The sequence below is a fragment of the Dietzia maris genome (genome assembly GCF_036287335.1).
Taxonomy (GTDB): domain Bacteria; phylum Actinomycetota; class Actinomycetes; order Mycobacteriales; family Mycobacteriaceae; genus Dietzia; species Dietzia cinnamea.
On the sequence record NZ_CP143053.1, the window covers coordinates 2,237,878 to 2,254,294 of the forward strand.

Here is a 16,417-nt window from a genome sequence, read left to right on the forward strand (position 1 = left end):
GGCCGGCCCGCCTGACGCCGCGGGACGTCAGCGCGGGTCGCCCACCTCGTCGCTACCGGGGGCACCGATCACTCCCGAGCGGTCGGTGCCCTCGTCGGCGAGCTGGTCCGGCGCCGGGTTCTCGACGTCGAAGCTCTCCGGCAGGTTCTTGATGTGCTTGTTCATGTTGCGCACCAGCAGGACCGTGGCGATGAGCAGCAACAGCACGAGGGGGATGCCGAGCGGCGAGGCCTTCCCGAACTCCGGACCGACCGGGTTGTCGTTGTACCCGGGGGTGCCGGGCGACTGGTTCTGAGCGAAGATCATCGCCGACTCGTACGCCAGGATCTGGACGTCCGGTCCCAGGGTGATCATCTCGGGTCCTCACTCGTGCTCGGTCCGACAGGGAGCTCGACCGACGGGTCGACTCCCGCGAAGAGGTCTGTCTCGTATTCTCCCTCACCGAGCTGAGGAAAGCCCACCCGACTGGCTGCCAGTTCGAACTCCTCGGTCGGCCACACCCGCTGCTGCATCTCCACCGGCGCGGCGAAGAACCAGCCGTTGGGGTCGATCTGGGTGGCGTGCGCCAGGAGGGCCGAGTTGCGCTGCTCGAAGTAGTCCGCGCACTCCACCCGGGTGGTCACCCGCTCCATCACGTCCGGACGGTCCTTCCAGCGGGACAGGAACTCGTCGAAGTGGCGGACGCCGTCGCGGGCGTAGAGCTCCTCGTCGAGCAGCTCGAGGCGGCGCCTGGGGAAGCCGTGCGTGTAGTAGACCTTCGCGATGGCCCACGGCTCGCCCGCGTCCGGATACCGGGTGGGGTCCGCGGCGGCCTCGTAGGCGGCCATCGACGCCGAGTGCACCTTCAGATGATCCGGGTGGGGATAACCACCGTTCTCGTCGTAGGTGATCATCACGTGTGGCCGGAACTCACGGATCCTGCGGACCAGGGCCTCGGTGACCTCGTCGTCGTCGGCCAGGGCGAAGCACCCCTCCGGCAGGGGCGGCAACGGATCCCCCTCGGGCAGCCCCGAGTCCACGTAGCCCAGCCAGTGGTGGTCGACGCCCAGGATGTCGGCGGCGCGCGCCATCTCGCGCACGCGCACCGCTGGGAGATCCGCGACGATGTCCGGGCGATCCATCGCGGGGTTGAGGATGTCGCCCCGCTCTCCCCCGGTGCACGTCTCGACCAGCACGTGGACACCCTCCGCGACGTATTTGGCCATGGTCGCCGACCCCTTGGACGACTCGTCGTCGGGGTGGGCGTGGACCGCCATCAGCCGCAGACCGGCCATCGGGTGCACCTGCCGTTCTTCTCGAGTAGGTGGAGGACCGCACCATTCTATGGGCGTCGTCGCGCGGCGTGCCCCCGGCCCGTGCCCCGGTGGACCCCCGACCGTCGTCGCCGACGCGCCCGGATACCCTGGCCCCCATGAGTGAGCCGAGGTCGGACGCCCCGTCGCAGCGCCCCGTGGGGCCGCCCGCCGACCGGTACGCCGACGCCGACCGCGGCTCGGGCCTGGCCGGCAAGGTCGTCGCGGTTCTCCTCGTCCTGCTCGTGGGCGCCCTGCTGGTGGCCGGCGTGGTGACGATGTACCGCCTCAACCAGACGCCCGACATCTCGGGCGAGGCGACCGGCGTGGAGGTCGTGGATTCCGGCCGGGTCGACCTGACGTTCACCGTCACGCGCGAGGAGCCGGGCACGCCTGCGTACTGCATCATCCGCGCACAGGAGGAGTCGAAGGGCGAGCTGGGCCGGCGTGAGGTCTACGTTCCTCCGTCCGAGAACGGCACCGTCGAGATCACCGCGTCGGTGTTCACCACCGACCGTGCGTTCATCGCCGACGTCTACGGCTGCGGCGAGGACGTCCCCGACTACCTGCGCAGGTAGAGCGCCTGCGAACCCGACCGACCGCCGCCCTGGCGCGGCGGTGTCTGTGTTAGTATTGGCGCTTCAGCACGGCTCCGGTTCCGCGGGGCCGTGTTTTTATTAACTCACGCACGCGAACAGATTGGAGTGCGCTCATGGCGAACGACACCCAGGTCCACTGGCTGACCCAGGACTCGTACGACCGCCTCATGGCCGAGAAGGAGGCGCTGATCGCGAACCGTCCGGTCATCGCCGCCGAGATCAACGAACGGCGCGAGGAGGGCGACCTCAAGGAGAACGCCGGCTACCACGCCGCGCGCGAGCAGCAGGGCCAGGAGGAGGCGCGGATCCGCACCATCGACGACCTGCTGGCCAACGCCCAGGTCGGCGAGACGCCCACCGAGTCCGGCGTCGCGCTCATCGGTTCCGTCGTCCGCGCGTACTACAACGGCAACGAGGACACCAAGGAGACCTTCCTCATCGGCACCCGCGGCGAGGGCTCCGGCAAGGACGACCTCGAGATCTACTCGCCCGACTCGCCGCTCGGCAAGGCCGTGCTCGGCGCCAAGAACGGCGAGACCCGCGAGTACACCGCCCCCAACGGCAAGAAGGTCTCCGTCACCGTCGTGACCGCGGAGCCGTACCAGAGCTGACCTGCTCCGTGGAGACCCCGGTGGTAGGTTCTTCACGAATGTCGGGTCGCCCAGACGCGCCCGACTCAGCGCCGGCGTAGCAGGAGTTCCAACGTGTCAGACGGTTCCCAGGACAGGCCCCACGGCCCTGCCCCGACGATCGAGGCGGCCGCAGCGAGGGTCCTGGGTCCGGCACTCCGGACCGGCCAGTCACCCTTCGAGGACGATCTCTACACCTGGACCCCCGAGGTCGCGGAGGAGCTCGCCCGCCGCCTGGACGCCGACCCCGCGGACGACGCGGCCGGCGCCGGCGGCGGGGCGGGCACGACCGGGACGGCGGCGTCCGGGTCGACCCGCTCCCCGGTCATGCAGGCGCTGCACGACCAGCTCGAGGGCGCCCCGCGGCCGGTGGTGCTGCTGGCCGCCGAGCTGCTGTACATCCAGCAACTTCCGCTGAGCACCGTCACCGCGCGCCTCAAGCGGGGCCGCGTCCGCGACGTGCTGTCCTGGATGGACGAGGCGCCGGAGATCCCCGCGGACCTCGACGACGTCCTCACCGAGAAGGGCCCGCTGACCGGCGGCCTGGGCTTCAACGTGCAGATGCGGGAGCACCTGCGCTGGTTGTGCTCGTTCATCATCCACTGGGCCGAGCTCGACGCCTCCGTCCGCGACGCGGCCCTGTCCGACCCGTGGGAGTTCCAGCGGGCCGCGCGCTCGACGCCCGGCGACTGGCGGGCCATCCGCTACAGCCTCCAGTACCTGGTGTGGCCCGGCTACTTCCAGCCGATCGTCAAGCACGAGCACAAGACACGGATCCGCGACGCGTTCGCCGACCTCATCGGCGGGCCGTCCGGTATCGACGAGCTCGACATCGACCAGGACCTCCACCGGATCTCGGAGGTGCTGTCCGCGCAGCTCGGTCAGCCCGTGGACTGGTACCGCGGCTCCGTGGCCAACCAGTGGCAGCGGCACCGCGACGACCACTCCCGCCGCGCGTGGCTCGTGCGACCCGGCAGGGGCGGCGTCGGCCAGTCCGGGCAGTGGGTCGCGCAGAACCGCATCGCGCTGCCCGCCTCCCACCTGCCGCGTATCCCCGCCCACGCCAGCCGGCTAGAGGTCTCCCAGGCCGTCGAGCAGGGCTACCCGCACCTTGACTACCAGGCGCGCTTCCAGCTCACCGCCGAGCTGCACACGTTCCTGTCCCGGATGAGCCCGCAGGACGTGGTGGCCACCGTCGCCGACGCCAAGCTGCACCTGGGCACCCTCACCGACGACCTCGGGTACGTCGAGGACGGCGGGCAGCAGCTCGAGCGGTCGGTGCTGTGGAGCGCCGTCACCCTCGATCTCGAGTCCCTGCCGAGCCCCCTGTCCGAGCTGATCGGCGAGCCCGGCACGGTCGTCGACCTCACCGACGGGCTCGACGCGCTGCTCTCGGCCATGCACCCGGGGCGCCACTCCACCGAGTCGCAGGTCGCGGAGGCCCCCGCCGCGGGCGCGGTGCCCACGCTGCCCGAGGTCACCGACGAGCTCGCCGACGGCCTGCACATGCCGCGCAAAGAACTGCAGGAGATCGTCGACACGCTGCAGCAGCGTCAGCAGATCGTGTTCTACGGCCCGCCCGGTACCGGCAAGACGTATCTCGCCCAGGAGCTCGCGCGCTTCCTCGCCGGTCCCGACGACCCGAGCCGCGTCCAGCTGGTGCAGTTCCACCCGAGCTACGCCTACGAGGACTTCTTCGAGGGCTACCGCCCCACCCTCACCGAATCCGGTCAGCCGGGCTTCGCGCTGCAGGCCGGCCCGCTGCGTCGGCAGGCCGCGCGCGCGACGTCGGAGTCGGGCCGGGAGCACCCGAGCTTCCTCATCATCGACGAGATGAACCGCGCCGACCTCGCTCGCGTGTTCGGCGAGATGTACTTCCTGCTCGAGTACCGCGACCGCACGGTCCTGCCCCAGTACTCCCCCGACACGTCGTTCCGGCTGCCGCGCAACCTGTTCATCATCGGCACCATGAACACCGCGGACCGCTCGATCGCCATGGTCGACGCGGCCATCCGCCGCCGCTTCGCGTTCATGGAACTGCACCCCGACACCCCGCCGGTCGCCGGTGTGCTGCGCCGTCACCTAGAGGCACGCGGCGCGTCGACCGAGCCGGCGGAGCTGCTCGAGGCGCTCAACTCGGAGATCGACGACTCCGACCGCGACCTGCGGATCGGGCCGTCGTACTTCATGAAGGACCAGGCCACCGAGCCCGGCGGCCTCGAGGCGATCTGGCGGTACGACCTGCTGCCGCTCCTCGAGGAGCACTACTACGGGCGGCTCACCCGCGCCGAGGTCCACGAGCGGTTCGGCCTGGCGGCGCTGCGCCGCAAGATCGGGCGGGCGTGACCGCGACCTCGACGGGTCCGGGGGCGTCCGAGCTGATGTCCCTGGAGTTCGACGAGTTCGACCGTCGGGGCAGGCTCGTCACCCTGAGCTGGGAGGGCGCGCAGCACCTGTCGCAGACCGGGCTGGTGGAGGTCCTGCCCGCAGGCCGCGACACGTGGCGGCTCATCCCCAGCGGTGCCGTGGGGTCGGTGCGGGTCGAGGGCCTGTCCGTGCGGGTCCTGCCCGCCGCGAGCCTCGGGCTGACGCAGTTGTTCTTCCTGCTGGATCACGCGGCCGACGACGCGTTCCTGTCCTCGGCGGTCCAGGCGCGGGACGACGACGAGCTGTGGTCCTCCGTCGCCGAGTCGATGGCCCGGCTGGCGCACCAGGCGTTGGCCGCCGGGCTGCTGCGGGGGTACCGCAGGGTCGACGAGGCGCTGACCACCGTTCGCGGCAGGATCCGGCTCGGCGACCAGATCCGCCGCCATCCGGGCATGACCATCCCGCTCGAGGTCACATACTCCGAGTTCACGCCGGACATCGCCGAGAACCGCATCCTGCGCACGGCCGCACACCGCCTGCAGTTCCTGCCCGAGCTGCCCGACGCGACCCGCCGTCGGCTCGCCATGGTCGATGCCAGGTTGTCCGACGCCTCGCTCATCGGTCAGGGCGCGCCCGTGCCCGCGTGGACGCCGAGCCGGCTCAACGCCCGGTTCCAGGACGCGCTGTCGCTCGCGGACCGCATCGTGCGGCGCATCTCCGTGGAGGTCGAGGACGGCCATGCGGCGTCGGCGGCGTTCGTCACCGAGATGCCGGAGCTGTTCGAACGGTACGTGGAGGCCGAGCTGACCGCCGCCCTCGACGGGCGGGGCGGGCGGCTGCTGCACAACCCCGTCGTCAATCTGGACTCGGGTACCGAGGCCGACGGTGACACCTCGTCCGGCCGTCACCGCGCCGCCGCGGGGGACGGTGACCACATCTCCGTGCGGACCGGCTTGGTGTTCGAGGTCGACGGCGAGCCGGTCGCCACGTTCGTACCGACCTATCCCACGGACCGCCGGACCCGCGCGGCCGAGCACTACCGGCTGCTGGCCGCCTGCACGGCGCTCGGCGTCGACCGCGCGTACCTGGTGTATCCCGCCCAGCGGCGTGACGATTCTCCTCAGCCGCGGCGGATCGTGCACACGGACATCTCGATCGTCGAGTACCCCGTCGACCTCTCCGGCGGCCCCGCCGACAGCCGTCGGGCTATCGTCGAGTTGGCCGAGCACGCGCGCGCCCTCGCGTGTGCACCCGCCGCCCGCCACCGCACGGAAGGGAGACGACACGCCAGATGAGCGACGCCGATGATCCCGCCCGCCGACTCGTGGTGAGTCTCGCGCTGGCCGCAGTGGGGACGGTCGGCGCGTATCGCGGCGCGTACGAGGTGCTCGCGCAGCAGGCCAGGATCGCCCGTCGGGTGATCCCGAAGCCCACCTCCCGCCCCTACGACGGCGACGGGCTGTACCGCCCCGGGGCGGCGTCTCCAGATCCGTGGCGGCCGGGCATGACGTGCGACGTCCACATGATGATCTTCGGCGACTCGCTGGCCGCCGGGCTGGGCGCCGACTCTCCCGACGAACTACCGGGTGTCCTGCTGGCCCGCGGTCTCGCCGAGGAGGCCGGTTGGGACGTCCGGTTGAGCATCAAGGCGATCGTCGGCGCCACCTCCAAGGGGCTGGCGGGGCAGGTCGAAGCGATGCAGGTCGCGCACGGTCGGCCGGACATCTCCGTGATCCTCATCGGCGGCAACGACATCACCTCGCGCAACGCGATCGGCCCGTCGGCCCGCCGCGTCGGAGAGGCCGTGCAGGCTCTGCGTGATGGCGGTTCCCACGTCGTGGTGGGCACGTGTCCGGACCTGGGCATCATCAAGCCGGTGCCGCAGCCGCTGCGGTCGGTCATGGCCACGCTCAGCCGGCGACTGGCCGCCGCGCAGGCCGTGCAGGTCCGCCGGGCCGGGGGCGTTCCGGTGTCGCTGGCCGAGACCCTGGCCCCCGAGTTCCACCGCCGCGGCGAGAGCCTGTTCTCCCCCGACCGCTTCCACCCCAACTCGGCCGGCTACGAGCTCGCCGCCGGCCTGCTGCTGCCCGCGGTGTGTGTGGCGCTGGGCGTGTGGGACGAGGTGCCCGAGGAGCATCTGCCGCACGATGCCGCCGAGGCCGCCGCGTCACTCGAGGCCGCGGACGTCGCCGCCGAGGCCGCCGAACCGGCCGACGCCTCCGGCCCTGCCGAACACCGTGAGTCCGTGGTCGCCCGCCTCACCAAACGCCTCACCGACTTCGTCCGCACCCACGAGGACACGGGCGACGAGGGCGAAAACGCGTTCCTGCATAATGAGGACGTGGACGCCGATCCGGAGAGCACGGGGGATGCCCGCGAGGCCGCGGACACCCTCCGGCGACGGAGCCGGATCCTCCGGTTGGCACGCCTCACCCGGGACGACCCCCACCCGGGCGAACCGACCGACCAGACCTGACCCTCACCTGCCGCACACGAAGCAGCCACCAGACACGAAGGAGCCTTCCATGCCGGAAGCCGTGATCGTCTCTTACGCCCGTTCCCCCATCGGGCGCGCCAACAAGGGTTCCCTCGTGGGCATCCGCTCGGACGACCTCACCGCCCAGATGGTCAAGGCGGCACTGGCCAAGGTGCCCGAGCTCGACCCCGCCCAGGTCGACGACCTCATGCTGGGCTGCGGACTGCCCGGCGGCCAGCAGGGCTTCAACATGGCCCGCGTCGTCTCGGTGCTCGCCGGCATGGACACCGTCCCCGGCACCACCGTCAACCGCTACTGCTCGTCGTCGCTGCAGACCACCCGCATGGCGCTGCACGCGATCAAGGCCGGCGAGGGCGACGTGTTCATCTCCGCCGGTGTGGAGACCGTCTCCAACTTCCAGTACGGCACCTCGGACCACATCCCGAACACCCACAACCCGATCTTCGCCGACGCCGAGGCCCGCACCGCCCAGCGCGCCGAGGGTGGCGCCGACGTGTGGACCGACCCGCGTGACCAGGGAGTCCTGCCGGACGTGTACATCCCGATGGGCCAGACCGCCGAGAACGTCGCCCAGATCACCGGCATCACCCGCGAGGAGCAGGACCACTGGGGTGTGCGGTCGCAGAACCGCGCGGTCGCGGCCGTCGAGCGTGGCCACTTCGCCAACGAGATCACCCCTGTGACCATGCCCGACGGCACCGTCGTCACCGCTGACGACGGCCCGCGCCCCGGCACCACCTACGAGAAGATCTCGCAGCTCAAGCCGGTCTTCCGTCCCGACGGCACCGTCGCGGCCGGCAACTGCTGCCCGCTCAACGACGGCGCCGCCGCCCTGGTGATCATGTCCGACACCAAGGCCAAGGAGCTCGGTCTCACCCCGCTCGCGCGCGTCGTCTCCACCGGCGTGTCCGGCCTGTCGCCGGAAATCATGGGCCTCGGGCCGATCCAGGCCGTCAAGAACGCCCTGCGCATCGCCGGCAAGTCGATCTCCGACATCGACCTGTTCGAGATCAACGAGGCGTTCGCCGTCCAGGTGCTCGGCTCCGCCCGCGAGCTGGGCATCGACGAGGACAAGCTCAACGTCAACGGCGGCGCCATCGCGCTCGGCCACCCGTTCGGCATGACCGGCGCCCGCATCACCGCGTCGCTCATCAACAACCTGCAGGCCGAGGACAAGCAGTTCGGCGTCGAGACCATGTGTGTCGGCGGCGGCCAGGGCATGGCGATGGTGCTCGAGCGCCTGAGCTGATCCCCCGCGGGCGGTACGCCCGAGCCCCGCACCTGTTCTGAGCAGGTGCGGGGCTCGTCGTCTGTCCGGTCGCGCGGATGTGGGCCGTGCCGTCTCAGATACCGGCCTGGTCCAGCAGGCCGCTGCCCACGGCGAACGGGATGAGGGCGATCCCCACCGACGCGTTGTCGTACACGACCTGCTCGAAGTCGCTCCCGACAGCCGAGCTCGCGGCGGCCAGGCCGGTGACGGCGGCGTCGAACAGGTCGGCCAGGAAGCCGCCGAGGGGGCCGGTCGGACGCGTGGGCATCATGGTGAGTTCCTCTCGTCGCGGGATGTGACGGGGCGCTACTTTACTCCGCGAGCGGCCACGACGGGGTCGCTTCCGCCGGTCGCCGGTCGAGCGCGTCCGGCCAGGGGGCTTCTGGCAGTTGTGCTTCCGATTCGTCGGCACCCCGCCCGGTTGCGCTTCCGTTCGACGACATAACGGATGCACAACCCCGGCGCCAGGCGACGAAAGGGGTGCACAACCACCGCGGGACGGCCTCCCCGACCCCAGAATCGCCGCGGCCCCGGCCTCCCTGGGGCAGGGTGCCGGGGCCGCGGACGCGCTGCGCGCGGGGTGCGTGCCGACCGGGTTGTCAGTCGCGGAAGTAGCTCATGAGGCGCAGGATCTCGATGTACAGCCAGACCAGCGTCACGACCAGGCCCAGGGCCACGCCCCACGCCATCGTGGCCGGGGCGCCTGCACGGACGAGGCGATCGGCGTTGTCGAAGTCCAGCAGGAAGCTGAACGCGGCGAGGCCGATGCACAGGAGGCAGAAGCCGATGGCGAGCGGGCCGCCGTCGTACAGCGGGTTGCTGCCGCCGGTGAAGAAGCTCAGGACGATGCTGCCCAGCGCGGCGAACAGGACACCGACGATGCCGGCGGTGATGAAGCGCGTGAACTTGGGGGTCACGCGGATGGCGCCGGTCTTGTAGACGAACAGCATGCCCACGAAGACACCGATGGTGCCGAGGATGGCGCTACCGACCGCGCCCAGGACGCCGCCGGCGTCGAGGCCCGCGGTGAAGAGGAACGTGGCGGCGCCGACGAACAGGCCCTCGAGCGCCGAGTACGTCAGGGTGATGGGCGCGGAGTCCATCTTCCTACCGAAGGTGGCGATGAGCACCACGACGAAGCCGCCGAGGCCGCCGACGAGCAGCAGCGGGAGGGTCAGTCCCGGGTTGAGGGAGGCGAAGTAGAAGGCGACGAGGCCGACGACGCTGAGCAAGCCCAGGCTGACGGCGGTCTTGGTGACGATGTCGTCGATCGTCATGGGGCGCATGTCGGCTCGGGCCTGCGGCGCACCGAAGCCCTGCTCGTAGCCCGGCTGGCCGAAGCCCGGCTGGCCGTACTGGCCCTGCTGGAACGCGGCGCGGTTGGCGCCGCCGAACTGGGTGGCTCCGCGCGCACTGGATTCGGACAGTGAGCTGAAGACCGGGTTGCTGCTGCTGCGCATCGAGGTCCCTTCGAGTTTGTCGGGGAAGGTCGGTATCGAGAGTCCCCGCCGGGTCACCGACGAATCACTCGTACATGTGGAACGCGCCGGAGTTGACGGATGTTCCCGATGGTCAATGATTTCTCAGGAAACGTCCCGCCTCCGGCCCTCAGTGCGCCCCGGCCCCTCACTCCGCCATGTGCAGGTAGTCGCGGAAACCGGAGGGGTCGTGGCGGCCCATGGAGGCGTGCTCGAACATGCCCCAGCCCTCGTCGCTGCCGAGCCGGGCGCGGGCGATGTGGTCGAGCACGCCGTAGGGGAACATCGAGACGTGCTCGGGTGCGGTGAGGTCGTACTCCACCGACTCCGACCAGCCGCGGCCCTTCCACTGCCCGTGCGTCCAGCGGGTGTCGCCCACGTAGCCGCAGCCCTGGGCCAGGGGCACGAAGCCCAGGGTCTCCACCTCGAGCAGCAGCGGCTCCCCCGCCGCGATCGTCCGTCCCGGGATGCCGTCGATCATCCTGTCCGATCCGCAGGCGCCGCTGCCGGTCCGCGAGGGGCTGACGTACACCGTGGAGGCCGGCGACTACACAGCCACCTTCGAGACCGTCGAGCCTCTACGGACGTATCGCGTCGTCGTCGACGGCACCGCGCACACCTACCCGGACCCCGGCGCGATCCTGCGCGGCGAGCCCGGCACGCCCACCCGGGTGCGCGCCGAGCTGACGTGGGTCACCGACGGCATCGACTACCAGTGGACCGTGACCACCCGCTACGAGATGCCGTGCCGCGTCACCGGCACCGTGACGATCGACGGCGAGGAGGTCCCCTTTGCCGGCGACGGTCAGCGCGACCATTCGTGGGCCAACCGCGACTGGTGGGGGCTGCCGTGGATGTGGAACGCCTTCCGGCTCGATGACGGCGAGGGGTTCACCGCCGGGACCAAGGTCCATTCGGTGGTGACGCGCGACATGCCCTTCGCCTTTGGCTACGTCCAGAAGGGCGATGCGATCACCGAGCTCGGCGAGGGGTCGAGCATCGAGGAGTACGACGGCGACGGCCGCCTGACCCGCGCCGAGTTCACGCTCGCGGACGTGGACCTGAGCTTCACCGTGGAGCCGCTGGCCTACGGCAACATCCTGCTGGTCTCCGAGGAGGGCAGGGTCGCCCACTTCGTGCGCGCCATGGCGGACTTCGCCGCCTCCGACGGGCGCCGCGGGCGCGGCTGGATCGAGTGGGAGTTCGTGCTGGACTGACTGGAGCCAGCGGTGTCCGACCGTCGTGGAATGATGCGGGACATGAGCACTGAGCGCACCGGAGAAATACTCTTCTACCAGCGAGAAGACGGCCTGCCCGCCGTCGAGGTGACGTTCGAGGCGGACACCGTCTGGCTCAGTCAGCAGCAGATTGCCGAGCTGTTCCAGAGTTCGCGGACGAACATCGTGGAGCACATCCAGCATGTCTACGACGAGGGCGAGCTCATCGAAGAAGCAACCTGTCGGAAATTCCGACAGGTTCGACTCGAGGGCCCGAGGCGGGTCGCTCGTGACGTGTCTCATTACAATCTCGACGTCATCATCTCCGTCGGATACCGGGTCAAGAGCCGCACGGCCACTCGGTTCCGGATGTGGGCGACTGCACGTCTGCGAGAGCATCTTGTCCAGGGATACACGCTGAACTCCCGGAGGTTGGAGCAACTTGGTTCCGTCGTGCAGATCCTGGCCCGTTCCGATGACGCGCTGGTCGCGGGTGTCGCTGACGTTCTCGCCGCTTATCTTCCTGGGCTCACGCTTCTGCGGGACTACGACGAGGGCTGCCTCGACCCGGCACCGAGTGCCGTGCCGGAATGGACGCTCACGCTGGACGAGGCTCGTCGGGTCATAGACCGGGTCGCGCTCCAATTCCCTGAGGACCGGCTCCTGGGCAACGAGCGTGGCGACGCACTGGACGGCATCCTCGCCGCCCTCTATCAGAGCTTCGCTGGGCAGGACCTGTACCCCACGGTCGAGGACAAAGCCGCCCATCTCCTGTACCTCGTGGTCAAGGACCACCCGCTCTCCGACGGGAACAAGCGAAGTGCGGCAGCGCTGTTCGTCACCTTCCTGGAACGCAACGGGATCCTCGACCGCGCCCGGGGCAGTCCGGCGATCTCGAACAACGCGCTCGCGGCGATCACACTTCTGGTCGCCATGAGCGACCCGCGCGAGAAGGACCTCATGACGGCTCTGATCGTCAGGATGATCACCGAGGGTGGAAACCACGCGACCCAGTCCCGCTAAGGGCCGTGTCGCGAGCCTGGAAGTCGGCCGAGCACCCACGCCCAGTCGATCCGCTCCTGCTCGAGCCGGATCCTCTCGCCGTGGCGGTCGGTCACCAGGTCGTCGTAGACCGCGGCCTCGGCGGGCGTCAGTAGTCCGAGCGCGACGTGCGTCGGCGCGGACTCGCTGCCCCACCGGTCGCGGTGCGCGAGAAGGGTCTTTTCGTCCATGAGGAAGGACGAGACCCGGGGCAGGTGGGCGCGGAGCCGGTGCAGGATCGCGAAGCCGTGCGTGTCCAGGTCGCCCCAGTAATGCACCTCGGCCCCGGCAAGCGCGGGCCAGCGGCCGAGGCGGGCCACGTCGAAACCGGCGCCCCGGATCACCACACCGTCGCCGGGCACGGGCACGGTGAGGTAGGTGACCTCGTTCTCCACGATCACCGCCGTGCGGATCGGCAGGTCGAGCCCGGGCAGCTCCTCGCACCGCAGGGACAGCTCGGTCGCCGGCAGGTCGAGCAGCCCTGGGGCGACGCGCAGTCGGAGGTACTCCGGCTTGACCGCCAGGCCGAGGTCGCGGAGGAACCCGGCGGCTGTGCCGGACACCCCGAGCAGCGCGGCCAGCACGCCGCGGCGGTTCTCCACGAACTTCGTGTCCACGCCGGGCGCGTCGATCTGCCGGAGGTACCTGCCGCTGTCGCGGGCTGCGCTGAGCCAGTGATAGGCGGCGAGGATCTGCGGCCACTCCGGCGCGTAACGGAGCGCGGTGAGCGGCTTGGCCAGCAGCCAGGCGCGGACCGCGGGGTTGCTCTCCTCGTCCGCGGCGGCGAGCATGCCCTCGTAGGCCGCCACGTCGTCTCGGACTCCGAGGAGCGCCCAGGCCTGCGCAAAATCGCCGATCACGGCCCGGGCGGGAAGGCGGTTGCGCCCGACAGCTCGCCCACCGACCTCGGTGTGGACGAGCCCGTAGCGGGTGCCGGCGCGGCTGCCGACTTCGAGAGAGGTCATCCACTCCTCGACCTCGCCGAGCCGGTCCCCGATTTCACCTGCCCGCGGCCCGTTCAGGGGGAGGTCGACGACGGGGAAGGCCTCGCCCCGCGCGTGGGCCCGCAGGAGCGACCCGTCCTTCCAGCGCCGCTCGACGGCGGCGCAGATGTCGGCGGGCGTGCGCCAGCGGCGCGGGGCGGTGGGCATCATGACCGGCCGCTCTGCTCGAGGTAGTCCTCGGTGGTCATGGTGACCACCTGCGAATAGCGCCCCTCGATGTTGTTGACGAACCCGATCGCCTGCACGTACGGGGCGATCACGTGCACCTTCTGCAAGGGGGTCACGATGAGCAGCTGGAGGCCCAGCTTGGCGAACAGGTCCAGGGCGTAGCGGGTGGAGGCGTCGGAGCCGCGGCCGAAGGCCTCGTCGATCACGGCGAAGCGGAAGTCGCGGGCCTTGTCGACGCCCCAGTCGAGCCCGAACTGGTACGCCAGCGAGGCCGCGAGGATCGTGTACGCCAGCTTCTCCTTCTGGCCGCCGGACTTGCCGTCCGAGTCGCGGTAGAACTCCCACACCTCGTCGGTGTCGCGGTCGCGTTCGGTGGCGGAGAAGGTGAACCAGCTGCGGACATCGGTGACGCGGGCCCGCCAGGTGCGGTCGGTCTCGGTGTGGCCCTCGCGGCCTCGGAGCCTCTCGAGGATGCGTCGCACCTCCTCGTAGCGCGCCTCGGAGTACTGCTCGTCCTCTCCCAGGACGTGGTCGGTCACGGCGCGGAGGTCGGCGCGGAAGTCACGGACGTCCTGGTTGACCGTGTTCTCGGGGTCGAGTCGCACATACCGGCCGGGGTTGAAGTCGATCGCGCCGAGCGCCTCGTTGATCCGGTCCAGCTTCTCCCGGATCTCGGCGGCCTGGTGTTGCAGCCAGCTGTTGAACGCGCCCAGTTCGCGGATCGCGTTGGTACGCAGCTGCCGGGCGAACTCGCCCTCGAAGCGCGGGAGGTCGTCGCCCGCCACCTGTTCGTGGAAGCGCACGTACTCACCGCGGGCCTCCACCGACTCGTCCATCTCGGTGGTCTGCTCGGGCCACCGGCGGCGGACCTCCCCCATCCGCTGGAGCAGGCCGGTGGTATGCCCGTTGATCTCGCGTTGCGTGGACTCGGTCTCTCTTGCCACGGCGTCGCGGATCCGGGACTCGGCGTCGGTCGCGTCGTCGGCAGTCGCGGGGACCGAGCCCAGCCGGACCTCGATCCGCGGGAACACCGCACGCGCGGCGTCGAGCGCCCCGGCCTGGGCCGCCTCGAGCTCGGCCAGCACGCGGCCGTCGCGCTGGATCTGCGTGGCTTCGTGCGCCTCGCGGGTCTTCAGACGACTCACGGCGCCCACCTGCTCACGCTCCCGGTCGGTGAGTTCGCCCAGGCGCCGGCCCACCTCCTCCATGCGCCGCTCGATCTCCGCCAGCTCGTCGCTGCCGTCGAGTAATCGTGCGCGCTCGGCCTCCGCCGCCTCGGCCCGCTGTAGCGCCTCGGCCCAGTCCAGGTCCCGCCACGAGTCGTAGGCAGCCAGCGTCGCCAGAGCCTGCAGTCGGCCGGTCACCACCCGCTGCACGTCGGCGAGCTCGTCCACGACCTCGGCGAGTTCGGCCACCAGTTCCGTGAGCTCCTCCCGCCGCGCGGTGAGCGCCTCGATCTTGCGCGCATTACGCCAGCCCATCACCCAGCCGCGGGGGTCGTCCACGCGCCGCCGGTCGTCCTTGACGTGGTGCTCCCGCGAGCGCACCTGCCCTCCCTGGTCACGGCGCGGTCGGCTGCCCGGAACTCCTCGATCGACTCGGCGCACCGGTGGTCCGCACGCCTGTAGAGCTCGGTGCGAAGGTAGTCGCGCCAGGGTGTCTCGGCGATCTCGATGGTGTCCGCCAGCAGCAGTCCGGCTGCGTCGGGTCGCTGGAGCGCCACGTGCCGCTCGGGGACGCGCAGGTAGTCCAGCCGCACGCCGACCCTGGAGCCGTCGCCGTGCCGCGCCGTGAGGTGCCGACCATTGACCCAGCCGGCCACATCCGCGTATCGACCCTGTGGCACCAGCAGCGAGAGTGCGAAACCTCGCAGCACCCGCTCGGCCGCGCCGCGCCAGACCGCGTTCTCCTCCGCCACGTCGAGCAGCTCGCCGGCGAACGGCAACTCGTCCTCGTTCATCCCGAGGTCTGCGCACAGCTCGGCCCGCACCTGCAGCTGCTCCCGAGGCAGGTTGCTGCGCCGCGACGCCAGCTCCTCGAGCTCTTCGGCGATCTCCCTGCGCTCGGTGTTCCGCCGCCCGTGGTCCAGTACGGCGGCACGATGCCGTTCCTGGATCTCCGCGGCCTCCGCCTCCAGCTCCGCGCGCCGCCGCTCCACCTCGGTGGCCAGGGAGGCGAAGCCGCCGGCGTCGGACACCTCGCCCAGGCCGGCGTTGGTCACCGTCGCGTCGAACCCCTGACGACGGCGACGTCGGTCCTCGGCCGCAGCGCGCGCCTCCCGGGCTTCGCGCTCCAGTTCTCCGATGCGGTCCCCGCCGGCCCGGGCCTTGGCCTCGATCAGCTCGTCCCGTTCCACGGTCAGTGCGGCCTGCTCGCCGCGGATCCGCTCCAGGTCCGCCGTGGCACCGGCGATCTCCGCCCGGAGTCGCTCCCGTTCCGCGGTGCGCAGTGCGATGCGCAGGTCGGCGAAGAACGGGCGCACGGCCACGGATTCCTCCTGCAGCGAGGTCCGCGCCGCCACCGCCGCGTCGTACTTCTGCGCCGACTCCACCAGCGGGCCTAGCAGGTCGAGCTGCGCGCGGGCACGCTGCACGGCCTCGTGGGCCTTGGTCAGGTCCTCGAAGTGGGCGAGGATCTTGTCCACCTTCTCGTCTGCGTCGGCCGGCTCGAGCATGTGGACGCGGACGAAGTCGTTGAGGTCCCCGACCGCCTTCATGGAGATGGTCTGGTGGAACAGCTCGATGGCCTGTTCGGAGCGGATGCCCAGCAGCCGCCGCATGGTGCGCCCGTAGGCCGGGAAGTCCTTCTCCACGCTCGCCCCGCCGGCGCGCAGACGCTTGACCAGGTCGCCGAGG

The 16,417-nt window shown here is 70.7% G+C and carries 16 protein-coding genes; 8 read left to right on the forward strand and 8 right to left on the reverse strand.

What is annotated here, in order from left to right:
• Nucleotides 1–27: 27 nt before the first annotated feature.
• Both VYL96_RS10340 and mca read right to left on the reverse strand, forming a co-directional pair.
• On the reverse strand, nt 28–354 hold the full coding sequence (locus tag VYL96_RS10340; protein ID WP_007630142.1) for a hypothetical protein: 327 nt from the start codon (nt 352–354) through the stop codon (nt 28–30).
• A complete protein-coding gene (gene mca / locus VYL96_RS10345; protein ID WP_131885499.1) occupies nt 351–1,274 on the reverse strand; it encodes a mycothiol conjugate amidase Mca in 924 nt (307 codons plus the stop codon). Before mca ends, VYL96_RS10340 begins: the two co-directional genes overlap by 4 nt.
• A gap of 137 nt (nt 1,275–1,411) precedes the next feature.
• Between mca and VYL96_RS10350 the strand changes: the two genes are divergently transcribed.
• The 6 genes from VYL96_RS10350 to VYL96_RS10375 all read left to right on the forward strand — a co-directional run bounded on the left by VYL96_RS10350 (nt 1,412) and on the right by VYL96_RS10375 (nt 8,633).
• Nucleotides 1,412–1,870 carry a DUF4307 domain-containing protein gene (locus VYL96_RS10350; RefSeq protein ID WP_131885497.1) on the forward strand — a complete coding sequence of 153 codons (459 nt, stop codon included), beginning with the start codon at nt 1,412–1,414 and terminating at the stop codon, nt 1,868–1,870.
• Nucleotides 1,871–2,004: 134 nt separating this feature from the next.
• Nucleotides 2,005–2,502 (forward strand): transcription elongation factor GreA, encoded by a 498-nt coding sequence (greA, locus tag VYL96_RS10355; RefSeq protein ID WP_007630145.1) that lies wholly within the window; start codon nt 2,005–2,007, stop codon nt 2,500–2,502.
• Nucleotides 2,503–2,595: 93 nt separating this feature from the next.
• The gene (locus VYL96_RS10360) at nt 2,596–4,866 is read left to right on the forward strand and encodes an AAA family ATPase (RefSeq protein WP_131885496.1); all 2,271 of its coding nucleotides are present in this window, start codon (nt 2,596–2,598) and stop codon (nt 4,864–4,866) included.
• A complete protein-coding gene (locus VYL96_RS10365) occupies nt 4,863–6,182 on the forward strand; it encodes an McrC family protein (RefSeq protein ID WP_243699638.1) in 1,320 nt (439 codons plus the stop codon). The genes VYL96_RS10360 and VYL96_RS10365 overlap by 4 nt, the downstream gene beginning before the upstream one ends.
• A complete protein-coding gene (locus VYL96_RS10370; RefSeq protein ID WP_131885494.1) occupies nt 6,179–7,363 on the forward strand; it encodes an SGNH/GDSL hydrolase family protein in 1,185 nt (394 codons plus the stop codon). Before VYL96_RS10365 ends, VYL96_RS10370 begins: the two co-directional genes overlap by 4 nt.
• A 49-nt stretch (nt 7,364–7,412) precedes the next feature.
• Nucleotides 7,413–8,633 (forward strand): acetyl-CoA C-acetyltransferase, encoded by a 1,221-nt coding sequence (locus VYL96_RS10375; protein WP_131885493.1) that lies wholly within the window; start codon nt 7,413–7,415, stop codon nt 8,631–8,633.
• 94 nt (nt 8,634–8,727) lie between these two features.
• On the opposite strand, the gene VYL96_RS10380 is transcribed toward VYL96_RS10375, so the two are convergent.
• The 3 genes from VYL96_RS10380 to VYL96_RS10390 all read right to left on the reverse strand — a co-directional run bounded on the left by VYL96_RS10380 (nt 8,728) and on the right by VYL96_RS10390 (nt 10,613).
• Nucleotides 8,728–8,925, reverse strand: a complete 198-nt coding sequence (locus VYL96_RS10380) for a hypothetical protein (RefSeq protein WP_131885491.1) — start codon at nt 8,923–8,925, stop codon at nt 8,728–8,730.
• 328 nt (nt 8,926–9,253) lie between these two features.
• Nucleotides 9,254–10,114, reverse strand: coding sequence for a Bax inhibitor-1/YccA family protein (locus VYL96_RS10385; protein WP_131885489.1), 861 nt, complete (start codon nt 10,112–10,114; stop codon nt 9,254–9,256).
• 166 nt (nt 10,115–10,280) lie between these two features.
• The gene (locus tag VYL96_RS10390; protein WP_131885488.1) at nt 10,281–10,613 is read right to left on the reverse strand and encodes an Rv3169 family protein; all 333 of its coding nucleotides are present in this window, start codon (nt 10,611–10,613) and stop codon (nt 10,281–10,283) included.
• Between VYL96_RS10390 and VYL96_RS10395 the strand changes: the two genes are divergently transcribed.
• Together VYL96_RS10395 and VYL96_RS10400 are read left to right on the forward strand one after the other, a co-directional pair.
• On the forward strand, nt 10,600–11,349 hold the full coding sequence (locus VYL96_RS10395; protein ID WP_131885487.1) for a DUF7064 domain-containing protein: 750 nt from the start codon (nt 10,600–10,602) through the stop codon (nt 11,347–11,349). The genes VYL96_RS10390 and VYL96_RS10395 overlap by 14 nt on opposite strands.
• Before the next feature lie 30 nt (nt 11,350–11,379).
• A complete protein-coding gene (locus tag VYL96_RS10400; RefSeq protein WP_329437205.1) occupies nt 11,380–12,372 on the forward strand; it encodes a virulence RhuM family protein/type II toxin-antitoxin system death-on-curing family toxin in 993 nt (330 codons plus the stop codon).
• On the opposite strand, the gene VYL96_RS10405 is transcribed toward VYL96_RS10400, so the two are convergent.
• The 3 genes from VYL96_RS10405 to VYL96_RS10415 are packed head-to-tail and all read right to left on the reverse strand — an operon-like array spanning nt 12,369 to nt 16,374.
• Complete coding sequence (locus VYL96_RS10405; protein ID WP_236885292.1) at nt 12,369–13,544, reverse strand: Wadjet anti-phage system protein JetD domain-containing protein; 1,176 nt, start codon at nt 13,542–13,544, stop codon at nt 12,369–12,371. The two genes, VYL96_RS10400 and VYL96_RS10405, sit on opposite strands and share 4 nt — an antisense overlap.
• The gene (locus tag VYL96_RS10410; RefSeq protein ID WP_243699637.1) at nt 13,541–15,109 is read right to left on the reverse strand and encodes an SbcC/MukB-like Walker B domain-containing protein; all 1,569 of its coding nucleotides are present in this window, start codon (nt 15,107–15,109) and stop codon (nt 13,541–13,543) included. Before VYL96_RS10410 ends, VYL96_RS10405 begins: the two co-directional genes overlap by 4 nt.
• Nucleotides 15,043–16,374 carry a hypothetical protein gene (locus VYL96_RS10415; RefSeq protein WP_243699636.1) on the reverse strand — a complete coding sequence of 444 codons (1,332 nt, stop codon included), beginning with the start codon at nt 16,372–16,374 and terminating at the stop codon, nt 15,043–15,045. The genes VYL96_RS10410 and VYL96_RS10415 overlap by 67 nt, the downstream gene beginning before the upstream one ends.
• Nucleotides 16,375–16,417: the final 43 nt, after the last annotated feature.

Bases quoted from the DNA above. Each gene is read 5' to 3' on its own strand.
- VYL96_RS10375 (WP_131885493.1), top strand. From the start codon at position 7,413: ATGCCGGAAGCCGTGATCGTCTCTTACGCCCGTTCCCCCATCGGGCGC.
- VYL96_RS10350 (WP_131885497.1), top strand. From the start codon at position 1,412: ATGAGTGAGCCGAGGTCGGACGCCCCGTCGCAGCGCCCCGTGGGGCCG.
- VYL96_RS10385 (WP_131885489.1), bottom strand. From the start codon at position 10,114: ATGCGCAGCAGCAGCAACCCGGTCTTCAGCTCACTGTCCGAATCCAGT.
- VYL96_RS10390 (WP_131885488.1), bottom strand. From the start codon at position 10,613: ATGATCGACGGCATCCCGGGACGGACGATCGCGGCGGGGGAGCCGCTG.
- VYL96_RS10370 (WP_131885494.1), top strand. From the start codon at position 6,179: ATGAGCGACGCCGATGATCCCGCCCGCCGACTCGTGGTGAGTCTCGCG.
- VYL96_RS10380 (WP_131885491.1), bottom strand. From the start codon at position 8,925: ATGATGCCCACGCGTCCGACCGGCCCCCTCGGCGGCTTCCTGGCCGAC.
- VYL96_RS10405 (WP_236885292.1), bottom strand. From the start codon at position 13,544: ATGATGCCCACCGCCCCGCGCCGCTGGCGCACGCCCGCCGACATCTGC.
- mca (WP_131885499.1), bottom strand. From the start codon at position 1,274: ATGGCCGGTCTGCGGCTGATGGCGGTCCACGCCCACCCCGACGACGAG.
- VYL96_RS10395 (WP_131885487.1), top strand. From the start codon at position 10,600: ATGCCGTCGATCATCCTGTCCGATCCGCAGGCGCCGCTGCCGGTCCGC.
- greA (WP_007630145.1), top strand. From the start codon at position 2,005: ATGGCGAACGACACCCAGGTCCACTGGCTGACCCAGGACTCGTACGAC.
- VYL96_RS10400 (WP_329437205.1), top strand. From the start codon at position 11,380: ATGATGCGGGACATGAGCACTGAGCGCACCGGAGAAATACTCTTCTAC.
- VYL96_RS10340 (WP_007630142.1), bottom strand. From the start codon at position 354: ATGATCACCCTGGGACCGGACGTCCAGATCCTGGCGTACGAGTCGGCG.